Below are 22,014 nucleotides of genomic sequence, written 5' to 3' on the forward strand. Positions count from 1 at the left end.
AAGTATCTTTATCTGCTACCTGAGTATCTTTATTTACCGCTTAAATACTTTATTCAAAAAACATTTTTATTTCTTGATAGTAAACTCAAATTTCAAGCCACCCTCCGGCAAGTTATTCACCCGGATGGTACCACCATGCAGCAGCACGGCATTCTTCACGATGGCAAGGCCCAGCCCCGTTCCACCCATTTTTCTGCTCCTTCCCTTATCCACACGGTAGAAGCGTTCGAAGAGGCGGGCGAGATGCTCCTGCGGCACACCCTGACCATTATCTCTGAAGACAAAGTGCCACTTGTTGCCCATTTCCTTACCCTCCAACGTGATGGTCGTTCCGTCACCGGCATAGGCAATGGCATTATCAGTAAGATTGCGGAACACACTATAGAGCAGACTGCGGTTTCCCTTCACCACGATGCGCTCAGGCAGCAGATTGTGGAACCCCATCTTGTGCTCCTCCCTTTCCAGCGCCGTTTCCCTCATGATGTCTCTCACCATCTTCGTGATATCCACCGCCTCGAAGTCTATCATGTCCGAACCGTCGTCCAGTCTGTTCAGCGTCGAGATGTCTCTCAGCAGGGAGGTAAGCCGTTCGCTCTGCGCATAACATCTCTGCAGGAACTGCTCCTTCATCTCCTCGCTGATATGCGGATTGTCAAGTATCGTCTCCAGATAACCCTGTATGCTCGCCACCGGAGTCTTCAGTTCATGAGCGATATTCTGCGTCAGTTGCCTTTTCAGGATATCCTGTTCCCTTCGGGTGGTCTGGATACGCTTATACATCTTGATGATGCGTTCAGCAATTTCACCCAGTTCATCATCCGGGAATTTAGCCAGATCCTCTATCTCCAAGCTCTCGTTGTGGTCAGCCTTGTAGGCGAAGATGCGGAGCTTAGCCACATTCTTGCCCAACCGATGGGTGAATCGGTAGAGCACGATGGTCAGGAGGATGATGGCGAAAACGGCAAACCAGATATAATGCTGGTCAGCCTGCAGCGATTTAGAGAGATCATCATTATAAGGCAAGGCACTTCTGATGATGATAGAGTCGGCAGGGAAATAGGAAGCCACATAGAAGTAATCCTGCTTCAGGGTCTTCGACTCTCGCTCCACGCTCGATCCCTGTCCATTCTTCAGCGCCTCCTGTATCTCCTTGCGGTTCAGGTGATTGGCAAAACGGTCATAGTGCTTGCTCATATTGTCGTACACCACCTTGCCGTCGGGCCTTACTAAGGTGACACGCAGATCCTTACTTTCATGTTCACGAATGAAAGCATTCAGTTTGGTCTCCGCCACGACGAGTTTCGACCGACTCACGCTGGGCAGCGTCTCCAGACTATCGCCGTTGCTCAAGATGATTCCCCTGTCATGAGCCAGCGAGAGGTCCTCCTCCAAGAGGGCGTTATAGTTTTCCAGTTTCATCGTGAGCGTACTGATCTTATACTGTTTCTCACGAGTCTGCTGGAACATGATAAAACTGACAGCGAACACAAGGAACACCGTCAGCACCATAAGATACAGTTTTCGTCCAACCTTAGATTTCGTTTTTTGTATTTTCAGCATAGATAAAATCCTTTCTTATCACGCATCAAAATAATATCCGAAGCCGAGTCGGGTGACGATGCACTTCGCAAACTTTCCGATTTTCTTTCTCATACGGGTGATGTTGACATCCACCGTTCGGTCGAGCACGAGCACATCCTTAGGCCATACGCGGTCGATGAGTTCCTGACGGGAGAACACTCTACCCTTCTCTTCCAGGAGAAGTCGGAGCAATTCAAATTCTGTTTTGGTGAAAGGCACATCCTCTCCATCAATGCTCACCGTCTTCTTGTCGATATTGAGCACCAATCCCTGATAGCTGATGATGGTAGGTTCAGCATCCTTGCCCTGCTTATCGGCAGTACGGCGGATGACTGCACGCACACGCACCATCACCTCACGGATAGAGAAAGGTTTGGAGATATAGTCGTCAGCCCCGAGATTGAAACCAGTAACGGTATCGTTCTCTGTATCGCGAGCCGTCAGGAATATAATAGGAATCTGAGCCGTAGCCACATTCTCCTTGAGTTTCTTCGCCAGCTGGAATCCGCTCATACCTCCCATCATCACATCGAGCAGCAAGAGGTCGAAGGAAGCAATGTCTTTCTCCAGAGCTTCCTCAGCCGAGTTGGCAGTTTCCACCTGATACCCCTCGGTTTCCAAGTTAAACTTCAGAATCTCACAGAGGTCCTGTTCATCATCCACCACAAGGATTTTATAGTTCTTTTCGTCCATCTTTATAATATATAATAATGTATATATAGTCTGAGGTCTTTCCTCGGGTGCAAAGATACGACAAAAAATCTGTAACACGCATTACATTCTATTACAATTTCATTTCAAAAGCAAGTAAAAAGTGTGACAGGAAGCATTGTTGTTTGATTCCTTCAAAATCGTCTGCACACTGCGGTGGACAAAACAGGGTGCTTGTCCTCATCGACAAACACCCTGACTTCATCACAAATATAAATGCAATCTATTAAATAAAAGTGTAAATGGTTTAAAACTCATCCCATGCTTCCCAGGCATTATAGCCTTTGGAACATAATCCTCCGTCAAAATCTCCGTCATCTCCAGTTCCACCTCCACTGGTCTGCTGGTCAGAAGAACCATCTCCTCCACCACCAACTGTAGCAGAACTTTCTCCGCTAAAATCACCACTCCCCGCAAGTATGTTAGCTACTTCGGCATGAATAAGGAGGGTGACTGGTCTTAAATATATTTTTTTCATCTTTTTTGCTGTAAATTCATAAAATAATATGTTCTTAGAAGATAGTTCATGGATTATTTCACCATGAACTTCTTACCATTCTTAATATAAATACCCTTCTGAAGGCTGTTTAAATTGCCATTGACAACCTGACCGTTCAAGTTGTAAACTATCTGAGTGTCATTTTCGTTACCTGCAATGATTTCAACGTTTTCAATACCAGTGACCTCATCATCCGTTCCAAAGAAAGACAATTCCTTTGCTCGAGCAGAACCATTACCACCGAAATAGGTATTAAAATCAGATTTACCACCATCTCTTGCTGTAGCCTGTACGACACACTTGTTGGCACCCCACAACATCTCTTTTCCTGTATAGAACCAGAACTGAGCATTTGGTGTACCATTCTTCTTGGCATAGATGTAGCTATATTGAGGAACAGTGACATTCTTTATATCTCTTGGTACAGCTTCTTCTGAGCTATTACCCTGTTCAGAAGCTGCTACAGCTACCTCTGTTTGATAATTACCTACAAAACGATATTCCTTATTCCAACTTGCATCACCAGAAGCGCTTTCTTTAGCTCCACCAATGAACTGTTCGGTCGCTTCCACAAGAGTAGGAAGTGGAGAGCCAGTAACCAAAGTATAATCGCTGATGTTGTACATATTATTGGCATCATCATTGTTCTTTTTAGGATAGATCATATAGGATTCATGCGCATAAATCACAATATCATCTGCTACAGGAGTTCCGGTGCTTGTTGTATAATGACCTTCATCGTCCTTGGTACTCTTATGTACATACACATCGTTTGTAAAGTACAACTTGATGGATTTTACTTTTTTCTCACTGTTTACCACACGTTCAACCTTGTTGAAACGACAAACATGAGTATCCTTGCCAAACACGTCGTCAACCTGCGCCTTGGTCATATCGAAAGGTACACAGATGGTCCACCACTTACCGCCCTTAATATTAATAGGATAAGTAGGCTCCACCTCAGGTTCTTTATCTACATTCACGTCTTCATTAACCAATACGAACTGGCGTGTACCCATGTGAGCCATCATGCGCAGATCATCCAGTGCGTAGTAACCTTTTTCCTTATCAGCAGGATGATCCCCATCAGCGACCTTATAACCAGCATAAGCCAAAACAGCTAAATCTTCTTTCGATAACGTTGGCAAATATCTATCTTTACCGTTCCAGTTAAAGCCTAAAGAGTTGACAACATAAGAACGACGCCACGCATCCTGGCTTGGCCAAATATACTGACGTCCCAGATATGTATCCTGGAAACCGAGAGAAGTTCTCTTTGGGGCAGTATAAGAACCGAACGACAAATCTGTTTCTTCTTGACCTACTTCATGATATGAATAAGAATTATGATCATTCTTTCCATAATAAAAAGTTTGTCCCTCATCTACAGTCTTATACACACGAGTTATATCAGTATATGCCGCACGTTGCTCATCTGTCAAATCTTTTGGGTAATGAAGCAGGCAGAAATAGACACCATGGCTTTTATAATTCTCTCGATTCGCATAACCAGTATTAGCAGCATCATCCCTAATATCACCCTTTGTTGCGTCAAAAGCATTATTACCCATAAGAGTAATTCCGTCAAAGGCAGAGGCAGTTGCAGACCAATCCTCTATTGTACCAAAAGGCATCAAAGGAGCATTTTCACCGTAGAAAAACACATCTTGGTATTGACGGGCTCCAAAGGCTATAGCACCGATATATCTCATACTGGCAGGTATCTCCAACGTAGTTTCTGCTTTTTCATTTTTAAGAAGAGCGAAAGCACCTTTACCTATAAATTTTAATCCTGCATTAAATTTCAAACCATATATAAAGCAATTTCTAAAAGCTTCATCATGGATAATTTGCAATGTAGAAGGAAATTTCAAAGCAGTAAGAGACGTACCCATAAAAGCCTTTTTACCAATATTCTCCAAACCTTCATTGAGGGTAATGGAAGTAATCTTTGTGCAATTCTCAAAAGCGCTTTCTCCGATAAGAGTCAAAGAATTTGGGAAATTGATATTTGTTATTGACGAATTCGCAAATGCCTCATTACCCACGCGGTCATAGCCCTCTGGGATAGTAACAGTAGTTGGTACTGAGTTCAATTTAGAGAGTACTTGTGTAGGTACTACCATTTTGTCCACCTTGGTTCCTGTACTTTCACTCAGCACACTCGTCTTATTAGTGAGAGGCAATGTCAAGTTTGTAAGCGCAGGAGTTCCGTGTACATATACACCATCAGCTGCTGCAAAAGTTTCCTTAGAGAAACCAGTACATGTAGCTGCACCCAAATCAAGAGTCTTTAAATTGGAGTTATAGCTTATTGTGGTCGTCCCCCAATCGTCGGTTTCTGTAATAAACCGTATTTTAGATACAATATCATTATTAATCAACAAATCTTCTGATGAAGCCTTTTTAAACTTAACGGTTTCATAGCTACCACTTGCGATTTTCTTCTGAAGCAATTGCGCAAATGTGTATGGAGTTTCGTCTGCTTTGATATAGTCAGAATGCGAACCTTCAGTACCAAAGAAAGCACCATTGTCCTTTATCTGAGAATAAGTAGCTGTACCTGTATAGAAAACTTCGCCTGGAGTCCAAGTATAGGTTTTACCATTAGTAAGACCTGTATATGTCTTACCTCCATCTGAAGACTTGAATGCATCAGCCCGCATTGTATAGGTAACATTTGATTCATAATAGTTTTGTAATTCTACCTTTGAAATCAAAGTTACCCCCTGACTTTCCAATTCGCTCAATGACACAGTTTTTTCGCCAGAGATTTCCTTGCTTGACAGGAAATAAACCGACATGTCGGTATATTTGTCATTACTCCACACTTCCGCAGAAACCTCATCACCTACCTTAACTTTAGCATTAAGAACGACAGATGTGTTATAAGATGAATAATAGCCCTTATAAAGATTGGTTATTTTATCCTCTTTCCAAGGCTTGTTAGAAGTTACCTGTCCAAATGGGCCATTCCAACTAGTAGGTTCCCCATCACAAACCTTCGTATATTCATAATTCGCCTGGTAATATGTATTGTTAGCAGAATATGAATCACCAGCATTTACCTTTGTTCCTTTGTCATCGGTAAATACATAACCAACCGCCTTGTCAGAAAAGACACGGGCAGAGAAGTCTGTAGTCTGATACGTTGTTAAATCACCCTGACCAGAAATAGTCAAAGTCTTGCCACCATCTGAAACATTGAATGTAACAGAAGTCTCCTGTGCCTGTACGTTGCTACCCAATCCTATGAGGATGGATACAACAAGACAAACTTTTTTTAATAGATTCTTTACCATCTTAAACTTATATTTTAAATTTATCCTCAAATCCGCAACCTATAGGGTTTAGTGGGATTTGAGATTCATAACTTTTACTTTATACAATATATTTTTGTTTATGTAATGTCTTAGAAATCTTGTTCGCTTATGCGTCGTTAGAAAAGTCTATATAATAATGTGTAGCTTTCTGTAGCCGCATCGCATAGTTTTTAGGCTGTGCGCCTTAACTGGGTGCAAAATTATGAAATTACAATTACGTACAACAGATGATTTGTACTTTTCTTGTGTATAAAATGTAAACCGAAACAAAATAGGCACAAAAAAGATAGGAAATAGAGGAAAAACGTGTCAGTAAGCAAACAAAATGAAACGAAAGGATTTCTTTTGTTTTCTGCATTTATACTTTTTTAATAGCGTGTCGTCACATTAGCTACCAAAAAATTCGTTAGTTTACAATCTTATTTCGTAATTTTGCATCCATATTGAATTTATTAGTATTTAAAGAAAATAAGAAAATGACAGATCAAACTAACAATTGCTCCTTGGTCATTGGGGAACGCATAAAACAGGAACTCAAAAGACAAGGAAAAACAACAGTATGGCTCGCAAAGCAACTTGGTTGCCACAGAACCAACATTTATAAGATTTATAGCAAATCTACTATCGACACAGGTATGCTCATGCATATCTGCAAGGTAATCGGCTATAATTTCTTTGACTTGTTGTCTGAGGAATACAAGAAGCAGAAAAACGGTTAATTAGTTTTCACAAAAAAATAAAGGTGACAAAGGTTTCTATGCCTTTGTCACCTTTATTATATATATAAATCATACTATGCTAATCTCTTCTCTAACCTCTCACGGATGGCTGCAATGAAACCGGCTGAGTTGACTGCCTTTGCCTCTACACCTTCCATCAGGTTGACGAGGTCCTTGGTGGCAATACCATCGTTCAGGGTTTCGAAACATGCTGCTTCGAGCTGATCGGCGAAATCCTGCAATGCCTGAATGCCATCCAACTCGCCACGCTTCTTCAGCGCTCCACTCCATGCGAAAATTGTTGCCATTGGGTTGGTAGATGTATCTTCGCCCTTCAGATAACGGTAGTAGTGGCGGGTTACTGTGCCATGAGCAGCCTCGTACTCATACTTGCCGTCTGGAGAAACCAATACGGAGGTCATCATCGCCAAAGAACCGAAGGCTGTACTGAGCATATCGCTCATCACATCACCATCATAGTTCTTACATGCCCAGATGAATCCGCCCTTGCTGCGGATAACACGAGCCACGGCATCATCAATCAATGTATAGAAGTACTCAATGCCGAGTTCTGCAAACTTCTCCTTGTAATCGCTCTCATACACTTCCTCGAAAATCTTGCGGAACTGAGCATCGTAAGTCTTGGAAATGGTATCCTTGGTAGCAAACCACAAATCCTGCTTGGTATCGATGGCAAACTTGAAACAGCTATGAGCAAAGCTGCGGATACTCTTGTCGGTATTGTGCATACCCTGAATAACACCAGCACCTTCGAAGTTGTGAATCTCCACTTCCTGCTTCTTTCCGCTCTTACCCTCGAATACGAGTTTGGCAACTCCCGGCTCATCAGCACGGATTTCCACACTCTTATATACATCGCCATAAGCATGACGGGCGATAGTAATCGGCTTCTCCCAGTTCTTCACGCAAGGGTGAATGCTTGGAATCGTGATAGGAGCACGGAACACAGTACCATCCATGATGCTACGGATAGTGCCATTAGGGCTCTTCCACATCTTGTGGAGATGATATTCGTCCATACGCTGGGCATTAGGAGTAATCGTAGCACACTTCACGGCTACACCATATTTCTTGGCAGCCTCAGCAGAGTCGATAGTCACCTGGTCATTGGTCTTGTCACGGTAAGGCAAACCAAGGTCATAATACTCTGACTTCAAATCTACGAAAGGAAGGATCAGTTCATCCTTGATCATCTTCCAGAGGATTCTTGTCATCTCGTCACCATCCATCTCCACCAAAGGAGTTGTCATCTGAATCTTTTCCATAAGCGAAATACCTATATATGTATTATTAATAAATTACAATTTATAACCACTTAGCGACGGGCGCTTAATAATTTGATTGCAAAATTAATAAATAAATCTCAAAAGAGAAAGAAAATCGCAGTTTTTCTTTCAAAACGAAACAAACTTTGGTTCTTTCTTTCCTATTTTAAGCATATTTATACAGAAAAGCACCTGTCATACTGAAAAAGCACCAATGAGCCTGGGCCCACTGGTGCTTCCTAAATTTTACTTATGATACTCTAAAAAGTCTCCGATTTACTTATCGCTCTCTGGAGCCTTGTCGATCAAGTCCATGAACTGGTCGAGCTTAGGAGTGATGATAATCTGAGTGCGACGGTTGCGCTGCTTGCCAACCTCAGAATCGTTGGTAGTTACAGGGTTGTACTCACCACGGCCACCAGCGGTCAAACGCTTAGGATCTACGCCGAAGTGATCCTGCAAGTACTGTACTACAGAAGATGCACGGAGAGCAGAGAGGTCCCAGTTGTTGCGGATGTTCTTCATCTTGGCACTTGTAGTGCTAACTGGTACGTTATCTGTATTACCCTCTACGAGTACATCGTAGTCCTTGTAGTCCATGATGATCTTGGCAATCTTGCTCAAAGTCTCCTGAGCACGGCTGTTTACCTCATAGCTACCGCTCTGGTAGAGCATATTGTCAGCCAAAGAGATGTAAACCACACCCTTCATCACCTGTACGTCAACCTCCTTCAACTCATCCTTGCTGAGAGAGCGGGTCAAGTTGTTGGTAAGCACCATGTTGAGAGAATCGCTCTTGCTCTTCACCTCTACCAAGTGGCGGATGTACTGGTTAGACTCATTGATCTGGTCAACGAGCTTGTCGATGCTGATGTTGTTCTGACTTGCGTTGTTCAAACTCTTGTCGAGCGCATTCTGCATAGACTTATAGTCCTTCTTCATCTGAGCAAGCTGGTCTTCGAGAGTTGTTACACGAGCTTGAGAAGCAGCCAACTGCTCCTTTGTATTCTGATAGTTGCTTGACAACTCTCTGTTCTCGTTCTGGCAATTCTGAAGTTCCTTCTTACTTGCACAACTTGTGGCCAACAATGCGCCAGCCATCAAAGCCATTACTAAAAATTTGTTCTGCTTCATATTTTCTGGTTTTTAATTTTTATGATAGTGATATTTTACTGAATTACTAAATACCATGAATCGCTGCATGATGAATAAAAATCCACCCGCTGCTTTCCAATTGCAAAGTTACGAATAAGACTTGAATAAACCACTTTTGTCAAACCCATTTAGATAATTTTAACCACTTTTTCTATTTTTCTCATCTTTCTCACTCATTTTTAACAAATTAGCGTCTCCATTCAGCAGCTTTTCCTACACTGTGAAAGCACACAATCCGGGCAACATACCTAAAAATATAAAAAAACAAGCGTTTTATTTTGTCCTTATTTTAATTTGTATTATCTTTGCACTCGAAAAGCGATACATAGGCCATGTATCCTTACCGAAAGAATAAATACATTAACAATATAAAAAGAGAAATAAGTATGATTCTTTTTTTCAGAACTCCATCTAAGAGTGTGATTGCGACCGAGATTGACCACAAGCCTTCTCAGGACGAAATCAATGAACTTTGTTGGCTTTATGGTGACGCGACTTTAGAGGACGCCCAGCAGTTGCAGGGCTTCTATGTCGGCCCACGCCGTGAAATGATTACTCCTTGGAGTACGAATGCCGTTGAGATTACTCAGAACATGAGTCTTAACGGCATTTCGCGTATCGAGGAGTACTTCCCTGTAGATAGCGAAGACGCTGAGCACGACCCTATGCTCCAGCGTATGTACAACGGTATCGGACAGGATGTGTTCACCGTGAACCACCAGCCAGAACCTATCAAGTACGTCGATGACCTCGAGAAGTATAACGAGGAAGAGGGTCTTGCCCTCAGCGAGGACGAAATGGCTTATCTCCACAAGCTGGAGAAAGAGAACGGACGCCCTCTCACCGACAGCGAAATCTTCGGTTTCGCACAGATCAACTCAGAGCACTGCCGCCACAAGATTTTCGGCGGCCAGTTTATCATCGACGGTAAGGAGATGGAGTCTTCTCTCTTCAACATGATCAAGAAGACCACCAACGAGAATCCTAACAAGATCCTCTCTGCTTACAAGGACAACGTGGCTTTCTCTCAGGGTCCTGTTATCGAGCAGTTTGCTCCAGCCGATCAGACTACCAGCGATTTCTTCCAGGTGAAGGACATCGAGAGTGTCATCTCCCTGAAGGCTGAAACTCACAACTTCCCTACTACTGTAGAGCCTTTCAACGGTGCTGCTACGGGTACGGGTGGTGAAATCCGCGACCGTATGGGTGGTGGTGTTGGTTCATGGCCTATCGCAGGTACTGCCTGCTACATGACTGCTTATCCTCGCTTGAAGGATGACAACGGCAAGAGCGATGTGGAGCGCGACTGGGAAGATATCCTGCCTGTGCGTAAATGGCTCTATCAGACTCCTGAGCAGATTCTCATCAAGGCATCTAACGGTGCTTCTGACTTCGGCAACAAGTTCGGTCAGCCTCTCATCACAGGTTCTGTGCTTACTTTCGAGCACCAGGAGAACGGCGAGAAGTATGCTTACGACAAGGTAATCATGCTCGCTGGTGGTGTAGGTTACGGCAAGAAGCGTGACTATAAGAAGGGCGAGCCACAGAAGGGCAACAAGGTTGTAGTAGTAGGTGGTGATAACTATCGCATCGGTCTCGGTGGCGGTTCTGTTTCTTCTGTAGATACAGGTCGTTACAGCAATGGCATCGAGTTGAACGCTGTTCAGCGTGCCAACCCTGAGATGCAGAAGCGTGCTTACAACCTGGTTCGTGCACTCGTTGAGAACGATGAGAACCCTGTAGTCAGCATCCACGACCACGGTTCTGCTGGTCACTTGAACTGTCTCTCTGAGTTGGTAGAAGAGTGCGGTGGCGAAATCGACATGGCTAAGTTGCCTATCGGTGACAAGACTTTGAGCGCTAAGGAAATCATCGCCAACGAGAGTCAGGAGCGTATGGGCTTGCTCATCGACGAAAAATATATTGAAGAGGTACAGAAGATTGCCGACCGTGAGCGTGCTCCTATGTACGTGGTAGGTGAGACTACTGGCGATGCTCACTTCAGCTTCAAGCAGGCTGACGGTGTGAAGCCATTCGACCTCGACGTGGCTCAGATGTTCGGTCATACTCCTAAGACCGTCATGGTGGATGAGACCGTAGAGCGTAAATATGAAGATGTAACTTACTCTGCCGACAACCTCGACGAGTACTTGCAGCGTGTTCTCCAGATGGAGGCTGTGGCTTGTAAGGACTGGCTGACCAACAAGGTGGACCGTTCCGTAACGGGTAAGATTGCCCGTCAGCAGGGTCAGGGCCAGATTCAGTTGCCACTTTCAGACTGTGGTGTCGTAGCACTCGACTACCGTGGCGAGAAGGGTATCGTAACCGCTATGGGTCATGCTCCTCAGGCTGGTTTGGCTGATCCTAAGGCTGGTTCTGTACTCTCTGTAGCAGAGTCATTGACCAATATCGTATGGGCTCCTTTGGCAGATGGCATGGACAGCATCAGCCTCTCTGCTAACTGGATGTGGCCTTGCCGCAGTCAGAAGGGTGAGGATGCTCGTTTGTACGAGGGTGTGAAGGCATTGTCAGACTTCTGCTGCGCCATCCACGTGAACGTACCAACAGGTAAGGACTCTCTCTCATTGACCCAGCAGTATCCTAACGGCGAGAAGATCATCGCTCCAGGTACCGTTATCGTAAGTGCTGGTGGTGAGGTTTCAGATGTCAAGAAGGTGGTTAGTCCAGTTCTCGTCAACGACAAGAACTCAAGCCTCTATCATATCGACTTCAGCTTCGACGAGCAGCGCCTCGGTGGTTCTGCCTTCGCTCAGAGCTTGGGCAAGGTGGGCAGCGATGTTCCTACCGTAAAGAACCCAGAGTACTTCGTTGATTGCTTCAACGCTGTACAGGAACTCATCAACCGCGGTTGGGTAATGGCTGGTCACGATATCAGTGCCGGTGGTTTGATTACTACTCTCCTCGAGATGACATTCGCCAACGTAGAGGGTGGTATGAAGATCAACCTCCACGACATCGCTGATGCTGACATCATCAAGACTCTCTTCGCTGAGAACCCAGGTGTTGTTATTCAGGTAAGCGATGCCCACAAGGACGAGTTGAAGGCATTCTTCGATGAGAACGGTATCGGCTATGCTAAGATTGGTTATCCTGCTCCTGAGCTCCGCAAGATCATCATCAAGAAGGAAGGCTTCGAGCACGAGTTTGATATCGACGCTTTGCGCGACGACTGGTATAAGACATCTTACCTCCTCGACCGCAAGCAGAGCATGAACGGTATGGCTAAGAAGCGCTATACCAACTATAAGAAGCAGCCTATCGAGATGAACTTCGGCTACGGCTTCAAGGGCACTCTCGCAAGTTATGGTCTCGACGCTAACCGTCGCACTCCATCAGGCATCAAGGCAGCTATCATCCGTGAGAAGGGTACTAATGGTGAGCGTGAAATGGCTTACTCTATGTATCTCGCTGGCTTCGACGTGAAGGACGTAATGATGACCGACTTGATTTCTGGTCGTGAAACTTTGGAGGATGTGAACTTCATCGTATTCTGCGGTGGTTTCTCTAACTCCGACGTTCTCGGTTCTGCCAAGGGTTGGGCTGGTGCATTCCTCTACAATCCTAAGGCTAAGGAGGCACTCGACAAGTTCTATGCCCGTGAGGATACCCTTTCACTCGGTATCTGTAACGGTTGCCAGCTGATGGTTGAGTTGAACCTCATCAATCCTGAGCACAAGCATCGTTCACACCTCTGCCACAATACTTCCAAGAAGTTTGAGAGTACATTCCTCGGTTTGACTATTCCTCAGAACGACAGTGTGATGTTTGGTAGCCTGAGCGGTGATAAGCTCGGTATCTGGGTAGCTCACGGTGAGGGTCGTTTCTACTTGCCAGAGCCAGAGGATCACTACAACATCATTGCGAAGTATAACTATGCTGAGTATCCAGGCAATCCTAACGGCAGTGACTACAACGTAGCAGGTATCTGCTCTGCAGATGGTCGCCACTTGGCTATGATGCCACACTTGGAGCGTGCTATCTTCCCATGGCAGAACGCTTGGTATCCAGCTGATCGCCGCAACGACGAGGTAACTCCTTGGATTGAAGCATTTGTCAATGCACGTCAGTGGATTGAAGAAAGAGCTTTTAAAAAGTAAAAAAATAAAAAGGTAAAAAATGAATAATAGCGTAAGTTATCTTACATTATTCAAAACATTTATGAAGATTGGCATAGTCACCTTTGGTGGTGGCTATGCCATGATTCCTATTATAGAATCCGAAGTCGTCGATAAGCATCATTGGATGACGAAGGAGGAATTCTTGGATGCCATCGCTACTACCCAGGTTTGTCCGGGCGCCTTGGCCATCAACATGAGTTCCCTGCTCGGATATAAGTTGGCAAAGATACCGGGAGCCATTGTCTGCACCCTCGGCGCTTCGTTGCCTTCCTTCCTTATTATATTAGCGATTGCTATGTTTTTCCATCAGTTTGAGGACAACAAGGTGATTGCGGCGATGTTTGCAGGTATCCGTCCTGCCGTCGTGGCTCTGATAGCCGTTCCTACCTTTTCATTGGCCAAGAGTGCCCACATCTCGTTCGTCAACTGCTGGGTTCCTATCTTATCTGCCCTCCTGATATGGCTGATGGGTGTCAACCCTATCTGGGTAATTATCGTAGCTGCCTTAGGTGGATACGTCTATGGCCAGTTTATCCAACCGACGGAGTAATTAAAAAATGGTATCTTTTTTATTCCACAAACAAAGCGAACGAAAAACTCCACCAACTTGGTGGAGAATTACAAAACTCTGATAATAAGCTAAATACGAAGCTGCAACAACTTGGTGCAGAAATTCAAGAAACCGAATGTTCCCCCAAACATGGGAGTTGCCTCTTATGACAAGGTACGTATCAAGAAAATACGTGAAGCTCTCCCTTCGGAAGAGGATTTAAGTCGCCAGCTTCAACTATTCGAAAATAAAAGAAAGTAAAAAACATACTTGCAACTTTTTTCCAGGTTTTCGGATACTTATTTGCAACTTTTTTCCAGCTTTTCAGGCTTTAAGTTGCAACTTTTTTCCAGCTTTTCACGTGCAAATTTACAACTTTTTTCCAATAATAGCAAGGAAATGGCACTTATTTACAAAAAAGAGAGTAAAGTTTTTTAAAATAATTTGGCGGTAATCAAGAAAATCAGTACATTTGCAATTAAAAAGAGAATAAACTATGATATTTCTTCAACTTTTCATCGTATTCCTTCAGATAGGCATCTTCGGATTCGGAGGTGGCTACTCCATGATTTCCCTGATTCAGGGACAGGTAGTGACGCAGTATCATTGGATGACGATGCAAGAGTTTACCGATGTGGTGGCCATCTCACAGATGACACCGGGACCTATCGGTATCAACACCGCCACCTATTGTGGCTATACTGCTGTCCACAATGCAGGCATGAACGGCATGATGGCAGTACTCGGAAGTGCCACGGCCACCTTCGCCCTGGTTCTCCCCTCTTTCGTCTTGATGATTCTGATCAGCAAAATGCTGTATAAATATATGAACACATCAATGGTGCAGAGCATCTTCATCGGTTTGCGCCCATGCATCGTGGGTCTGGTAGGCGCCGCAGCCCTGCTCCTGATGACTCCAGAGAATTTCTCTACTCCAGAGAATCCCTGGCATTTCTACATCTCCATCGCCCTCTTCTTCGCCACCTTTATCGGCGTGAAAGTAATGAAGATCAATCCGATAAGAATGATACTCTACTCGGCTTTCGCCGGGCTGGTATTACTATATTAAACAAAATCTTACTATTTTATTTGGTAGTAATAAATAAAAGTCGAAAATTTGAAAAGCGAAACGGAGAAAACCCTTCACCCTTCACCCTATCAACATAATCATCTGATATACAAGCGATTACAAACAAAATAACTAAAAATCACCCTTCACCCTCAAAACCCCTGTGTTTATCGGCATTCCAGACGAAAAGGTGAAGGGTGAAGAGTAAAATTGCAAGCGAACAGAACGACAAATAAGAAGTGTCTACTATTTCAGTTTTATAAAATTGAAGGTGGCTACCTTTCTATTTTGTAAAGTGCCTAAGGAAGGGCACTATTGTGCCAAGGTAAAGGCAACATTGTGCTCGGGTAAGAGCACATTTGTGCCCCCGATAAGCACAAGGGGGACGCAAGTAAGACACCACCCGTAAACCCGAAACACAGATCTCTATCTTTCAGAGATACGAGTCGCAAACAAGTCTTTTGTACTTAGGAAATAAGATTTTTTGTCGCTTTGCAAGCAAAAATCCCACAAAATTCTACGGATAAACGCTATTCTCTTTTGTTTTTTACAAGATTATTTATAATTTTAGTCTTTAATTATACCATAAAAAGGTGGATTTTCAGCAGAAAATCCACCTTTTACACTATATTTCGCCTTTTGTCCACCTCTTCTTTGTGTTTTTTGTGTACTTTTGCCACTGTAACAAAATAAAACGGAAATAAAAAACCTAAGAATAAACAATGAACAAGAAACAGATTTTACTTTCTGCATTGCTCGCCTCAACCATGGCTGCCAATGCACAGGTTACTATCAATGTGGATGCCTCTAACCCAGGTATCAAGGTTTCACCTAATTTATATGGTATCTTCTTCGAGGATATCAACCATGCTGCAGATGGCGGTCTCTATGCCGAACTCATCAGCAACCGATCATTCGAGGATTCTGAAAAGGATATTCCTACTTGGAAAACTGCAGTTCAGGAAGGTGCTAAGATCAATGCACAACTCATCAATAAGGGTTTGCTCAACAAGGCACAGGGCAAGGCGCTCCAATTGACCATCGCTGCCAAACCTGCTGCCACAGCTTCTATCATCAACGAGGGCTTCTGGGGCATCAACGCCGTTCAGGGCAGAACCTATAAGCTTTCTTTCTGGGCAAAGGGTAGCTACAAGGGCGGATTGAAGGCTCGCCTCACCAACGACAAGGGCGACAAGGTGTATGCAGAAACCGCTCTCAATGCCAAGGTGGGCAAGAAGTGGACTAAATATACGGCTGAGTTGACTGCCAACGGAAATGATGCAAAGGCTCTGTTCGAACTCGTTGCCGACGGAAAGGGTACCATCGTTCTCGATGTGGTAAGCCTCTTCCCTCCTACTTTCAAGAATCGCGAGAACGGCTTGCGCCCTGATTTGGCTCAGCTTCTCTATAATATCCATCCTAAGTTCGTCCGCTTCCCTGGCGGTTGCTACGTTGAAGGACAGGAATCTCCTGAGAATGCTTTCCACTGGGAGAAGACCATCGGTCCTATCGAGGAACGTCCAGGTCATAAGAACGTAAACTGGCGCTACCGTACCAGCGACGGTATGGGCTTCGATGAGTATCTGCAGCTTGCCGAAGATTTGAACGCCAAGCCGCTCTATGTTGTGAATGTTGGTTTGTGGCACGGCGGCATGACTCCTGTGGATAGCATCCAGCCTTGGATTGACGAGTGCATGAATGCCCTGGAGTATGCCAACGGTCCTGTTACCTCTAAATATGGTGCGCTGCGTGCCAAGAACGGTCATCCAGAACCATACAATATCGAATATCTGGAGATTGGCAATGAGAACAACCAGCCGGATCCTGCGGCTCAGAGCGACCATTACTACGAGCGCTTCAAGAAGTTCAAGGATGCTGTATTGGCGAAATATCCTAAGATGCACCTCATCGGTAACGTAGTGGCTTGGGGCGATGACAATCCTAAGTGGGAAAGCAACGAAAGCGTAGAACTCCTCGACGAGCACTACTACAGAAACCCAGCCTGGTTTGCAGAGAACTTCAACAAGTATGATAACTACGACCGTAAGGGCAGCGAGATTTATGTAGGTGAATATGCCGTAACCCAGGGCTTCGGCAATATGGGTTCGCTCGATGCAGCTCTCGGTGAGGCTGTCTATATGATGGGCATCGAGAACAACTCTGACATCGTGACCATGGCATCCTACGCTCCTATCTTCGCCAACCTCAACAACCGTATGTGGGCACCGGATATGATTCAATATACCTCTGATAAGGTATTCGGAACTCCATCCTACTACGTTCAGAACGTAATGGCGAACAACATCGGTACCCGTGTATTGAAGGTGAACCAGGAGAATCCATACAAGTATGATCAGGCTCGTGTAAAGCCAGCCATCTGCCGTGTGGGTATGGGAACATGGGGTACTCAGGTTTCTTTCGAAGACAAGGGCTACAGCGATGAGAACGGAAAGGCACTGCCAATGACGCTTCAGGAATTGCCTACCGATATCCGCGGTCAGTGGAAGACAGAAGGCAGCATCATCAAGCAGACCAGCAACGAAGAGAGCTGCATCCGTCTGAACCCAGGCGAGATTACCAGCAATGGCTATATATATAAGGTACGCGCGAAGAAGGATGCCGGAAACGAGGGTTTCCTCATCATCTTCAACTATGTAGATAAGAACAACTACTGCTGGTTGAACCTTGGCGGCTGGAACAATACCCAACACGGCGTGGAGTCTATCGTGAATGGTGCCAAGAGCCAGATTGCTACCTGCCCAGGCAAAATTGAAACCGGCAAGTGGTACGATATCGAGCTGAAGGTAGTAGGCGACAGCATCTTCGCCAAGTTGGATGGCAAGGAGGTATTCGCTACCAAGTTGAAGGCAAACACCCTTCCTGGCATCTTCTCAACAGCAACGCTTGATGAGAAGACTGGCGAGGTAATCCTTAAGATTGCCAACACCAGTACCGAGCACACCACAGCGAAGATCAATCTTCAGGGCAAGGAAATCAAGAATGGTAAGCTCATCCGTCTTTCTGCCAAGAACGGTCTAGAGGAGAACACCATCGACAATCCTACCAACATCTATCCTGTAGAAAACTATGTAACTACAGAGAAGAATGGTGCTACGGTAGAGATTCCAGCCAGCTCTCTGAACATCATCCGTTTGAAGTAAAAAACAAGCTACATCCAGGGCATCAGCCCTGGATATACCCAATATATTGATACATTCTTTGAATAGTTGATAAGATAGTTAGTTAGAAAAGAAGAAGGCGGCAATCTGCGTGATGCAGATTGCCGTCTCGTTTTTTATCTATTGACAAAAAAAATAATAAAAGCCTATATTGGCTCAAATCTGAATATAGGTTTCTTTATCATTTCGGGTTGAAGATACATTAACATATAGATAGGGTAATAGAGAATCTTGTCTACAACCTGCACATTGCCATTAGAGAAAACTATGGCACGAGGAATAGCGTACTCCTCATTGTTCATCACATTAGAGAGTGCATTATGACGTTTATAATCCTTGCCCGACTTGATTTCTATCGGCAAGACCTTACCTCTGTCTTCTATAACAAAGTCCAGTTCCCCCTGCTTCTTATTATTGAAATAATAAAGATTATAACCGTGAGCACGTAATTCTTGCGCTGCAAAATTCTCATAAATGGCTCCATTGTTGATTTCTGTTGTACCCGTAAGTAAATCGATTGCTATATTGGCCGCATACTGGCTTGCCAACAACCCCACATCGTTCATGAACAACTTAAATAAATTGCGCTGTTCACCAAGTTTTAAAGGCAAGCGAGGTTCTTCTACATTATAAGTAGGGAGCGCCACACCAGCATCGGCTAGCCATAAGAAAGAATTTCTGTAACGCTCAAATTTTGCCTTTTCATTTAATGCCTTCAAAATAAAACGCTTGTTCTTGGCATTCAGTTCTGAAGGTATCAAGTCGAATATATCTTTGATATACAGCTTGTTCTTTGGGTCATACTTGGCTATATCCTTTCCGTAGAGGTGCATGATTTCTCGTTGTGCCTCACGCACTATCTGTAAATTATTCGTATTAATATACTTTTGGACAGCCTCAGGCATTCCTCCGACAATGAGATAAAGATGAATGAGATCATTCAGCTTATTATGCACAACCTCATCCACCACCTTGCATTGCTCATAGCACTCCTTGACATGAGCCATTACTCCAGTACTCATCCCTACAGCCTCTGCAAATTCCTCAAAATCGAGAGGAAACATCTCTTTTTCTGCCATATAACCAACAGGTACGCTACGGATGTCCTTCAACTCTACCCCTAACAACGAGCCACTCATTACATAGCGATAGCTACCCTCTTCTACTAGGAATTTGATGGCAGTAACCATCTCCGGACATTCCTGCACCTCATCAAAGAAAACAAGAGTATTGCCTGGAGTAAGTTTCTTCTCTGCCAAGGCAGAAAGGCGCAGGAGGATTTCCTTAGCATCAGAAGGAGACTTAAAAGCCTCTCTATACTTAGGATTATTGAGAAAATTGAACTCCACTACATCCGCAAAGCATTCCTTTCCAACCTTCCGGATAGCGAAGGTTTTACCTACCTGGCGAGCGCCTGAAACGAGAAGAGCTTTTTTCTCCATTTCGAAGAAATTGCGTAAATAGCTGTATATCTTTCTGTTAAGCATATCTATATTACTTTTTCTTACCATAATTTATAGGCTTTACGGAACTTTTCCAACCTATTTTAGACCAGAAAAAGGAGCTTTTCCAACCCTTTTTGGGGTATTTTCTGCCACTTTTCCAACTTCTAGCCGCTGCAAAGATACCATTTTTTTCCGAAACTCCTCTATTTAAACAAGAATATTTTCTCTATTTTCTCTTCCCCATTTCCACAACCCAATCATATACCGGTCGTATCTTGATGTCAAGACCTTTTTCAGTAACTTGACTGTACTCATGGTCTGTGAGCAGCAGGTCGGTGCATTGCGTCTTGCGATGAGCCAGAAGTAATCCTTCAATCTCCCGTTTTCAAGTCTTGGATGAAAAGATAAGAAAAAATAATGAAGAATGCCTTATTTTACATGTTTTTAACTCATCAGTTCACCTTTATTACGGGTATCACCAAGTTTCCTCAGTCTAGCATATTCAGCGGACTCAACAACCTCGACAATATAAGCATGTTCAACCTGTATTCGGCTATCTGCGGTATCAGCAAGACCGAGCTGACCACACAGATGAAACCGGATATTGAGGCTTTGGCACAGATAGACGAAAAAGGCTATATGCTGCCATATCATTCTGAGGGTAAGCGACTGGTAAAAGTGGGCATCAGCTTTGACAGCACCCAGCGAACCATCAGCGAATGGAAGATCAAGGAAGAATAAAGAAAAAATCCGAAACAGAAGCTTACCAAGTTATCTGTTTCGGATTTTTTTGATACTGATTTCATTTGGATGAGCCGAGTACTTCGAGCCTACTTGATTTGTAAAAAAAACTAAGTCATAGTTTTCTCCCCCCACAACTCATGGTTTCTTTCATCATAACTCATAGGTTTCTTCCCAGCATCTCATAGGTTTCGGCATCATAACCTATAGTTTTCAAGCCAAAAAGGGCTAAAAAAAACAAACGGACAAATTGAATTTGTCCGTATCCTTATAAATCACTCATTTTTAATAACTTACAAGCCGCCGGACAAAAGAGCCGGACAAATTCAATTTGTCCGTGTTTTTTAACAGTAAAATAATCTACCAATTTATTTTTAGAATCTTGTCAAATACCTTATGCATATATAGGAAATAGCGAAAGAAAATAGCGTTTATTTCGCTACGAAACCAATTTTTTGCCGTTCGTAGCGGAATAAACGCTATTTTAACTCAGTTTTAACATTTCAGCAGTATACTTCTTGAAAAGCTTACAAACGTAAGATTGAAGCAACATACCAAAAAGATATTTTACAAATGCTTTTTATTCCAACGTCAGCCACCCATCTTTCGTCCAGTTGATTTTCTTCTGAACCAGGATGCTGGCGCCATTCTTGGCGATACTGTAACCATGGCAGAAGAAGAAATCACCATCAGGGAAGGAGTAGGCTGAACAATGGCCCATCGCCTCATATTCCTTCTTGTCACCTTCCAGCAGCAGGGTACCACCACCCTCTCGCATATCCTTACCCGTCTTGTCCAGATAAGGACCGAAAACCTTCTTGCTTCTGCCTACGGCAACACGATAAGTACTCTTCATCCCCTGGCAGCAGTAATCCCAACTGACGAAGAGATAGTAATAATCACCATGCTTCATGATGAAAGGAGCCTCGATGGCATTGGTGCCGGCAAACTTGGAGGTAGGATTCGGTTCTGCAGAAGTATCGCCCACGGCATGACGACGGGCGATGGTCTGAGGCTTGGCGCCATTCTTGACATGCATCGTCTTCTTATCCAGCTTGATCATCTGGATACCATCCCAGAAAGAGCCCCAGGTAAGCCAAGGGGTTCCCTTCTCATCAACAATGAAATTCGGATCGATGGCATTCCAGTTGTCTCTATCACCCTTAGAGGCGACGAGGCAGCCCTCATCCTTCCATCCATCCTTATCAGATAAGGAAGTATTGCTCAGCAAGCCGATGGCAGAAGTATTCTTGCCAAAGGTAGAACAGGAATAAGCCAGATACCACTTGTTCTTGAAGCGGATAACATCCGGAGCCCAGATATGCGTGGTAAAACCCGGTACACTATCATGCGTCCATGCCGGAATCTCGCTGTTCTTGAGCACGCCCTGAGGAACGATGGTCCAATGCTTGCGGTCGGTGGAAGTCATCTGCGTGATGCCATGACCTGTGCAGTAGAGATAGTACTTGCCATTCTCATACGCCATTACGGGGTCGTGGACAAAAGGAGTATCTACCACGATCGGTTCCTGCGGAGCATTCTGTGCCATCACCTGGCAACCTCCTTTAACAACAGGAGCAGCAATCATCATTGCTGCTCCCAATAGTATTTTAGAAA

General features: G+C 44.2%; 14 protein-coding genes and 1 pseudogene. 7 read left to right on the top strand and 8 right to left on the bottom strand.

The window, feature by feature from the left end; all coding sequences use genetic code 11:
* Window positions 1–66 precede the first annotated feature (66 nt).
* From KUA50_RS09810 to KUA50_RS09825, 4 genes are all read right to left on the bottom strand, one after another.
* Window positions 67–1,560 (bottom strand): ATP-binding protein, encoded by a 1,494-nt coding sequence (locus tag KUA50_RS09810; protein ID WP_218457002.1) that lies wholly within the window; start codon window positions 1,558–1,560, stop codon window positions 67–69.
* A gap of 18 nt (window positions 1,561–1,578) precedes the next feature.
* Window positions 1,579–2,274, bottom strand: a complete 696-nt coding sequence (locus tag KUA50_RS09815) for a response regulator transcription factor (RefSeq protein ID WP_218457001.1) — start codon at window positions 2,272–2,274, stop codon at window positions 1,579–1,581.
* 265 nt (window positions 2,275–2,539) lie between these two features.
* Window positions 2,540–2,770, bottom strand: coding sequence for a hypothetical protein (locus KUA50_RS09820; protein ID WP_218457000.1), 231 nt, complete (start codon window positions 2,768–2,770; stop codon window positions 2,540–2,542).
* Window positions 2,771–2,823: 53 nt separating this feature from the next.
* Window positions 2,824–6,093 carry a leucine-rich repeat domain-containing protein gene (locus KUA50_RS09825; protein WP_218456999.1) on the bottom strand — a complete coding sequence of 1,090 codons (3,270 nt, stop codon included), beginning with the start codon at window positions 6,091–6,093 and terminating at the stop codon, window positions 2,824–2,826.
* A 497-nt stretch (window positions 6,094–6,590) separates the two neighbouring features.
* On the opposite strand from KUA50_RS09825, the gene KUA50_RS09830 reads away from it, so the two are divergent.
* On the top strand, window positions 6,591–6,833 hold the full coding sequence (locus KUA50_RS09830) for a helix-turn-helix domain-containing protein (protein WP_218456998.1): 243 nt from the start codon (window positions 6,591–6,593) through the stop codon (window positions 6,831–6,833).
* Between the two features lie 74 nt (window positions 6,834–6,907).
* Here KUA50_RS09830 and KUA50_RS09835 read toward each other — a convergent pair whose 3' ends face one another.
* A complete protein-coding gene (locus KUA50_RS09835; RefSeq protein ID WP_218456997.1) occupies window positions 6,908–8,119 on the bottom strand; it encodes an NADP-dependent isocitrate dehydrogenase in 1,212 nt (403 codons plus the stop codon).
* 276 nt (window positions 8,120–8,395) lie between these two features.
* Window positions 8,396–9,253: an OmpA family protein gene (locus KUA50_RS09840; RefSeq protein WP_218456996.1), complete on the bottom strand. Its 858-nt coding sequence runs from the start codon at window positions 9,251–9,253 to the stop codon at window positions 8,396–8,398.
* Between the two features lie 407 nt (window positions 9,254–9,660).
* On the opposite strand from KUA50_RS09840, the gene purL reads away from it, so the two are divergent.
* The 4 genes from purL (at window position 9,661) to KUA50_RS09860 (ending at window position 18,193) form a co-directional block, all read left to right on the top strand.
* Window positions 9,661–13,392, top strand: a complete 3,732-nt coding sequence (gene purL, locus KUA50_RS09845) for a phosphoribosylformylglycinamidine synthase (RefSeq protein ID WP_256624262.1) — start codon at window positions 9,661–9,663, stop codon at window positions 13,390–13,392.
* A gap of 19 nt (window positions 13,393–13,411) precedes the next feature.
* A complete protein-coding gene (locus tag KUA50_RS09850) occupies window positions 13,412–13,963 on the top strand; it encodes a chromate transporter (RefSeq protein WP_218456994.1) in 552 nt (183 codons plus the stop codon).
* A 496-nt stretch (window positions 13,964–14,459) separates the two neighbouring features.
* A complete protein-coding gene (locus KUA50_RS09855; protein ID WP_218456993.1) occupies window positions 14,460–15,032 on the top strand; it encodes a chromate transporter in 573 nt (190 codons plus the stop codon).
* A 722-nt stretch (window positions 15,033–15,754) separates the two neighbouring features.
* Window positions 15,755–18,193 (top strand): alpha-L-arabinofuranosidase C-terminal domain-containing protein, encoded by a 2,439-nt coding sequence (locus KUA50_RS09860; protein ID WP_218456992.1) that lies wholly within the window; start codon window positions 15,755–15,757, stop codon window positions 18,191–18,193.
* Window positions 18,194–18,357: 164 nt separating this feature from the next.
* On the opposite strand, the gene KUA50_RS09865 is transcribed toward KUA50_RS09860, so the two are convergent.
* Window positions 18,358–19,722 (bottom strand): ATP-binding protein, encoded by a 1,365-nt coding sequence (locus KUA50_RS09865; RefSeq protein ID WP_318346022.1) that lies wholly within the window; start codon window positions 19,720–19,722, stop codon window positions 18,358–18,360.
* A 387-nt stretch (window positions 19,723–20,109) separates the two neighbouring features.
* On the opposite strand from KUA50_RS09865, the pseudogene KUA50_RS16905 reads away from it, so the two are divergent.
* Together KUA50_RS16905 and KUA50_RS16910 are read left to right on the top strand one after the other, a co-directional pair.
* Window positions 20,110–20,277, top strand: a pseudogene (locus KUA50_RS16905) (AAA family ATPase); the annotation flags it as partial.
* Between the two features lie 18 nt (window positions 20,278–20,295).
* Entirely contained in the window at window positions 20,296–20,397 is a 102-nt protein-coding gene (locus KUA50_RS16910) for a hypothetical protein (RefSeq protein ID WP_413777460.1), read from the top strand.
* Window positions 20,398–20,977: 580 nt separating this feature from the next.
* Here KUA50_RS16910 and KUA50_RS09875 read toward each other — a convergent pair.
* Window positions 20,978–21,946 (bottom strand): family 43 glycosylhydrolase, encoded by a 969-nt coding sequence (locus tag KUA50_RS09875; protein WP_218457036.1) that lies wholly within the window; start codon window positions 21,944–21,946, stop codon window positions 20,978–20,980.
* Window positions 21,947–22,014: the final 68 nt, after the last annotated feature.

It is taken from the genome of Segatella hominis (assembly GCF_019249725.2).
GTDB lineage: Bacteria > Bacteroidota > Bacteroidia > Bacteroidales > Bacteroidaceae > Prevotella.

Bases quoted from the DNA above. Each gene is read 5' to 3' on its own strand.
- KUA50_RS09810 (WP_218457002.1), bottom strand. From the start codon at position 1,560: ATGCTGAAAATACAAAAAACGAAATCTAAGGTTGGACGAAAACTGTAT.
- KUA50_RS09815 (WP_218457001.1), bottom strand. From the start codon at position 2,274: ATGGACGAAAAGAACTATAAAATCCTTGTGGTGGATGATGAACAGGAC.
- KUA50_RS09820 (WP_218457000.1), bottom strand. From the start codon at position 2,770: ATGAAAAAAATATATTTAAGACCAGTCACCCTCCTTATTCATGCCGAA.
- KUA50_RS09825 (WP_218456999.1), bottom strand. From the start codon at position 6,093: ATGGTAAAGAATCTATTAAAAAAAGTTTGTCTTGTTGTATCCATCCTC.
- KUA50_RS09830 (WP_218456998.1), top strand. From the start codon at position 6,591: ATGACAGATCAAACTAACAATTGCTCCTTGGTCATTGGGGAACGCATA.
- KUA50_RS09835 (WP_218456997.1), bottom strand. From the start codon at position 8,119: ATGGAAAAGATTCAGATGACAACTCCTTTGGTGGAGATGGATGGTGAC.
- KUA50_RS09840 (WP_218456996.1), bottom strand. From the start codon at position 9,253: ATGAAGCAGAACAAATTTTTAGTAATGGCTTTGATGGCTGGCGCATTG.
- purL (WP_256624262.1), top strand. From the start codon at position 9,661: ATGATTCTTTTTTTCAGAACTCCATCTAAGAGTGTGATTGCGACCGAG.
- KUA50_RS09850 (WP_218456994.1), top strand. From the start codon at position 13,412: ATGAATAATAGCGTAAGTTATCTTACATTATTCAAAACATTTATGAAG.
- KUA50_RS09855 (WP_218456993.1), top strand. From the start codon at position 14,460: ATGATATTTCTTCAACTTTTCATCGTATTCCTTCAGATAGGCATCTTC.
- KUA50_RS09860 (WP_218456992.1), top strand. From the start codon at position 15,755: ATGAACAAGAAACAGATTTTACTTTCTGCATTGCTCGCCTCAACCATG.
- KUA50_RS09865 (WP_318346022.1), bottom strand. From the start codon at position 19,722: ATGGTAAGAAAAAGTAATATAGATATGCTTAACAGAAAGATATACAGC.
- KUA50_RS16910 (WP_413777460.1), top strand. From the start codon at position 20,296: ATGCTGCCATATCATTCTGAGGGTAAGCGACTGGTAAAAGTGGGCATC.
- KUA50_RS09875 (WP_218457036.1), bottom strand. From the start codon at position 21,946: ATGGCACAGAATGCTCCGCAGGAACCGATCGTGGTAGATACTCCTTTT.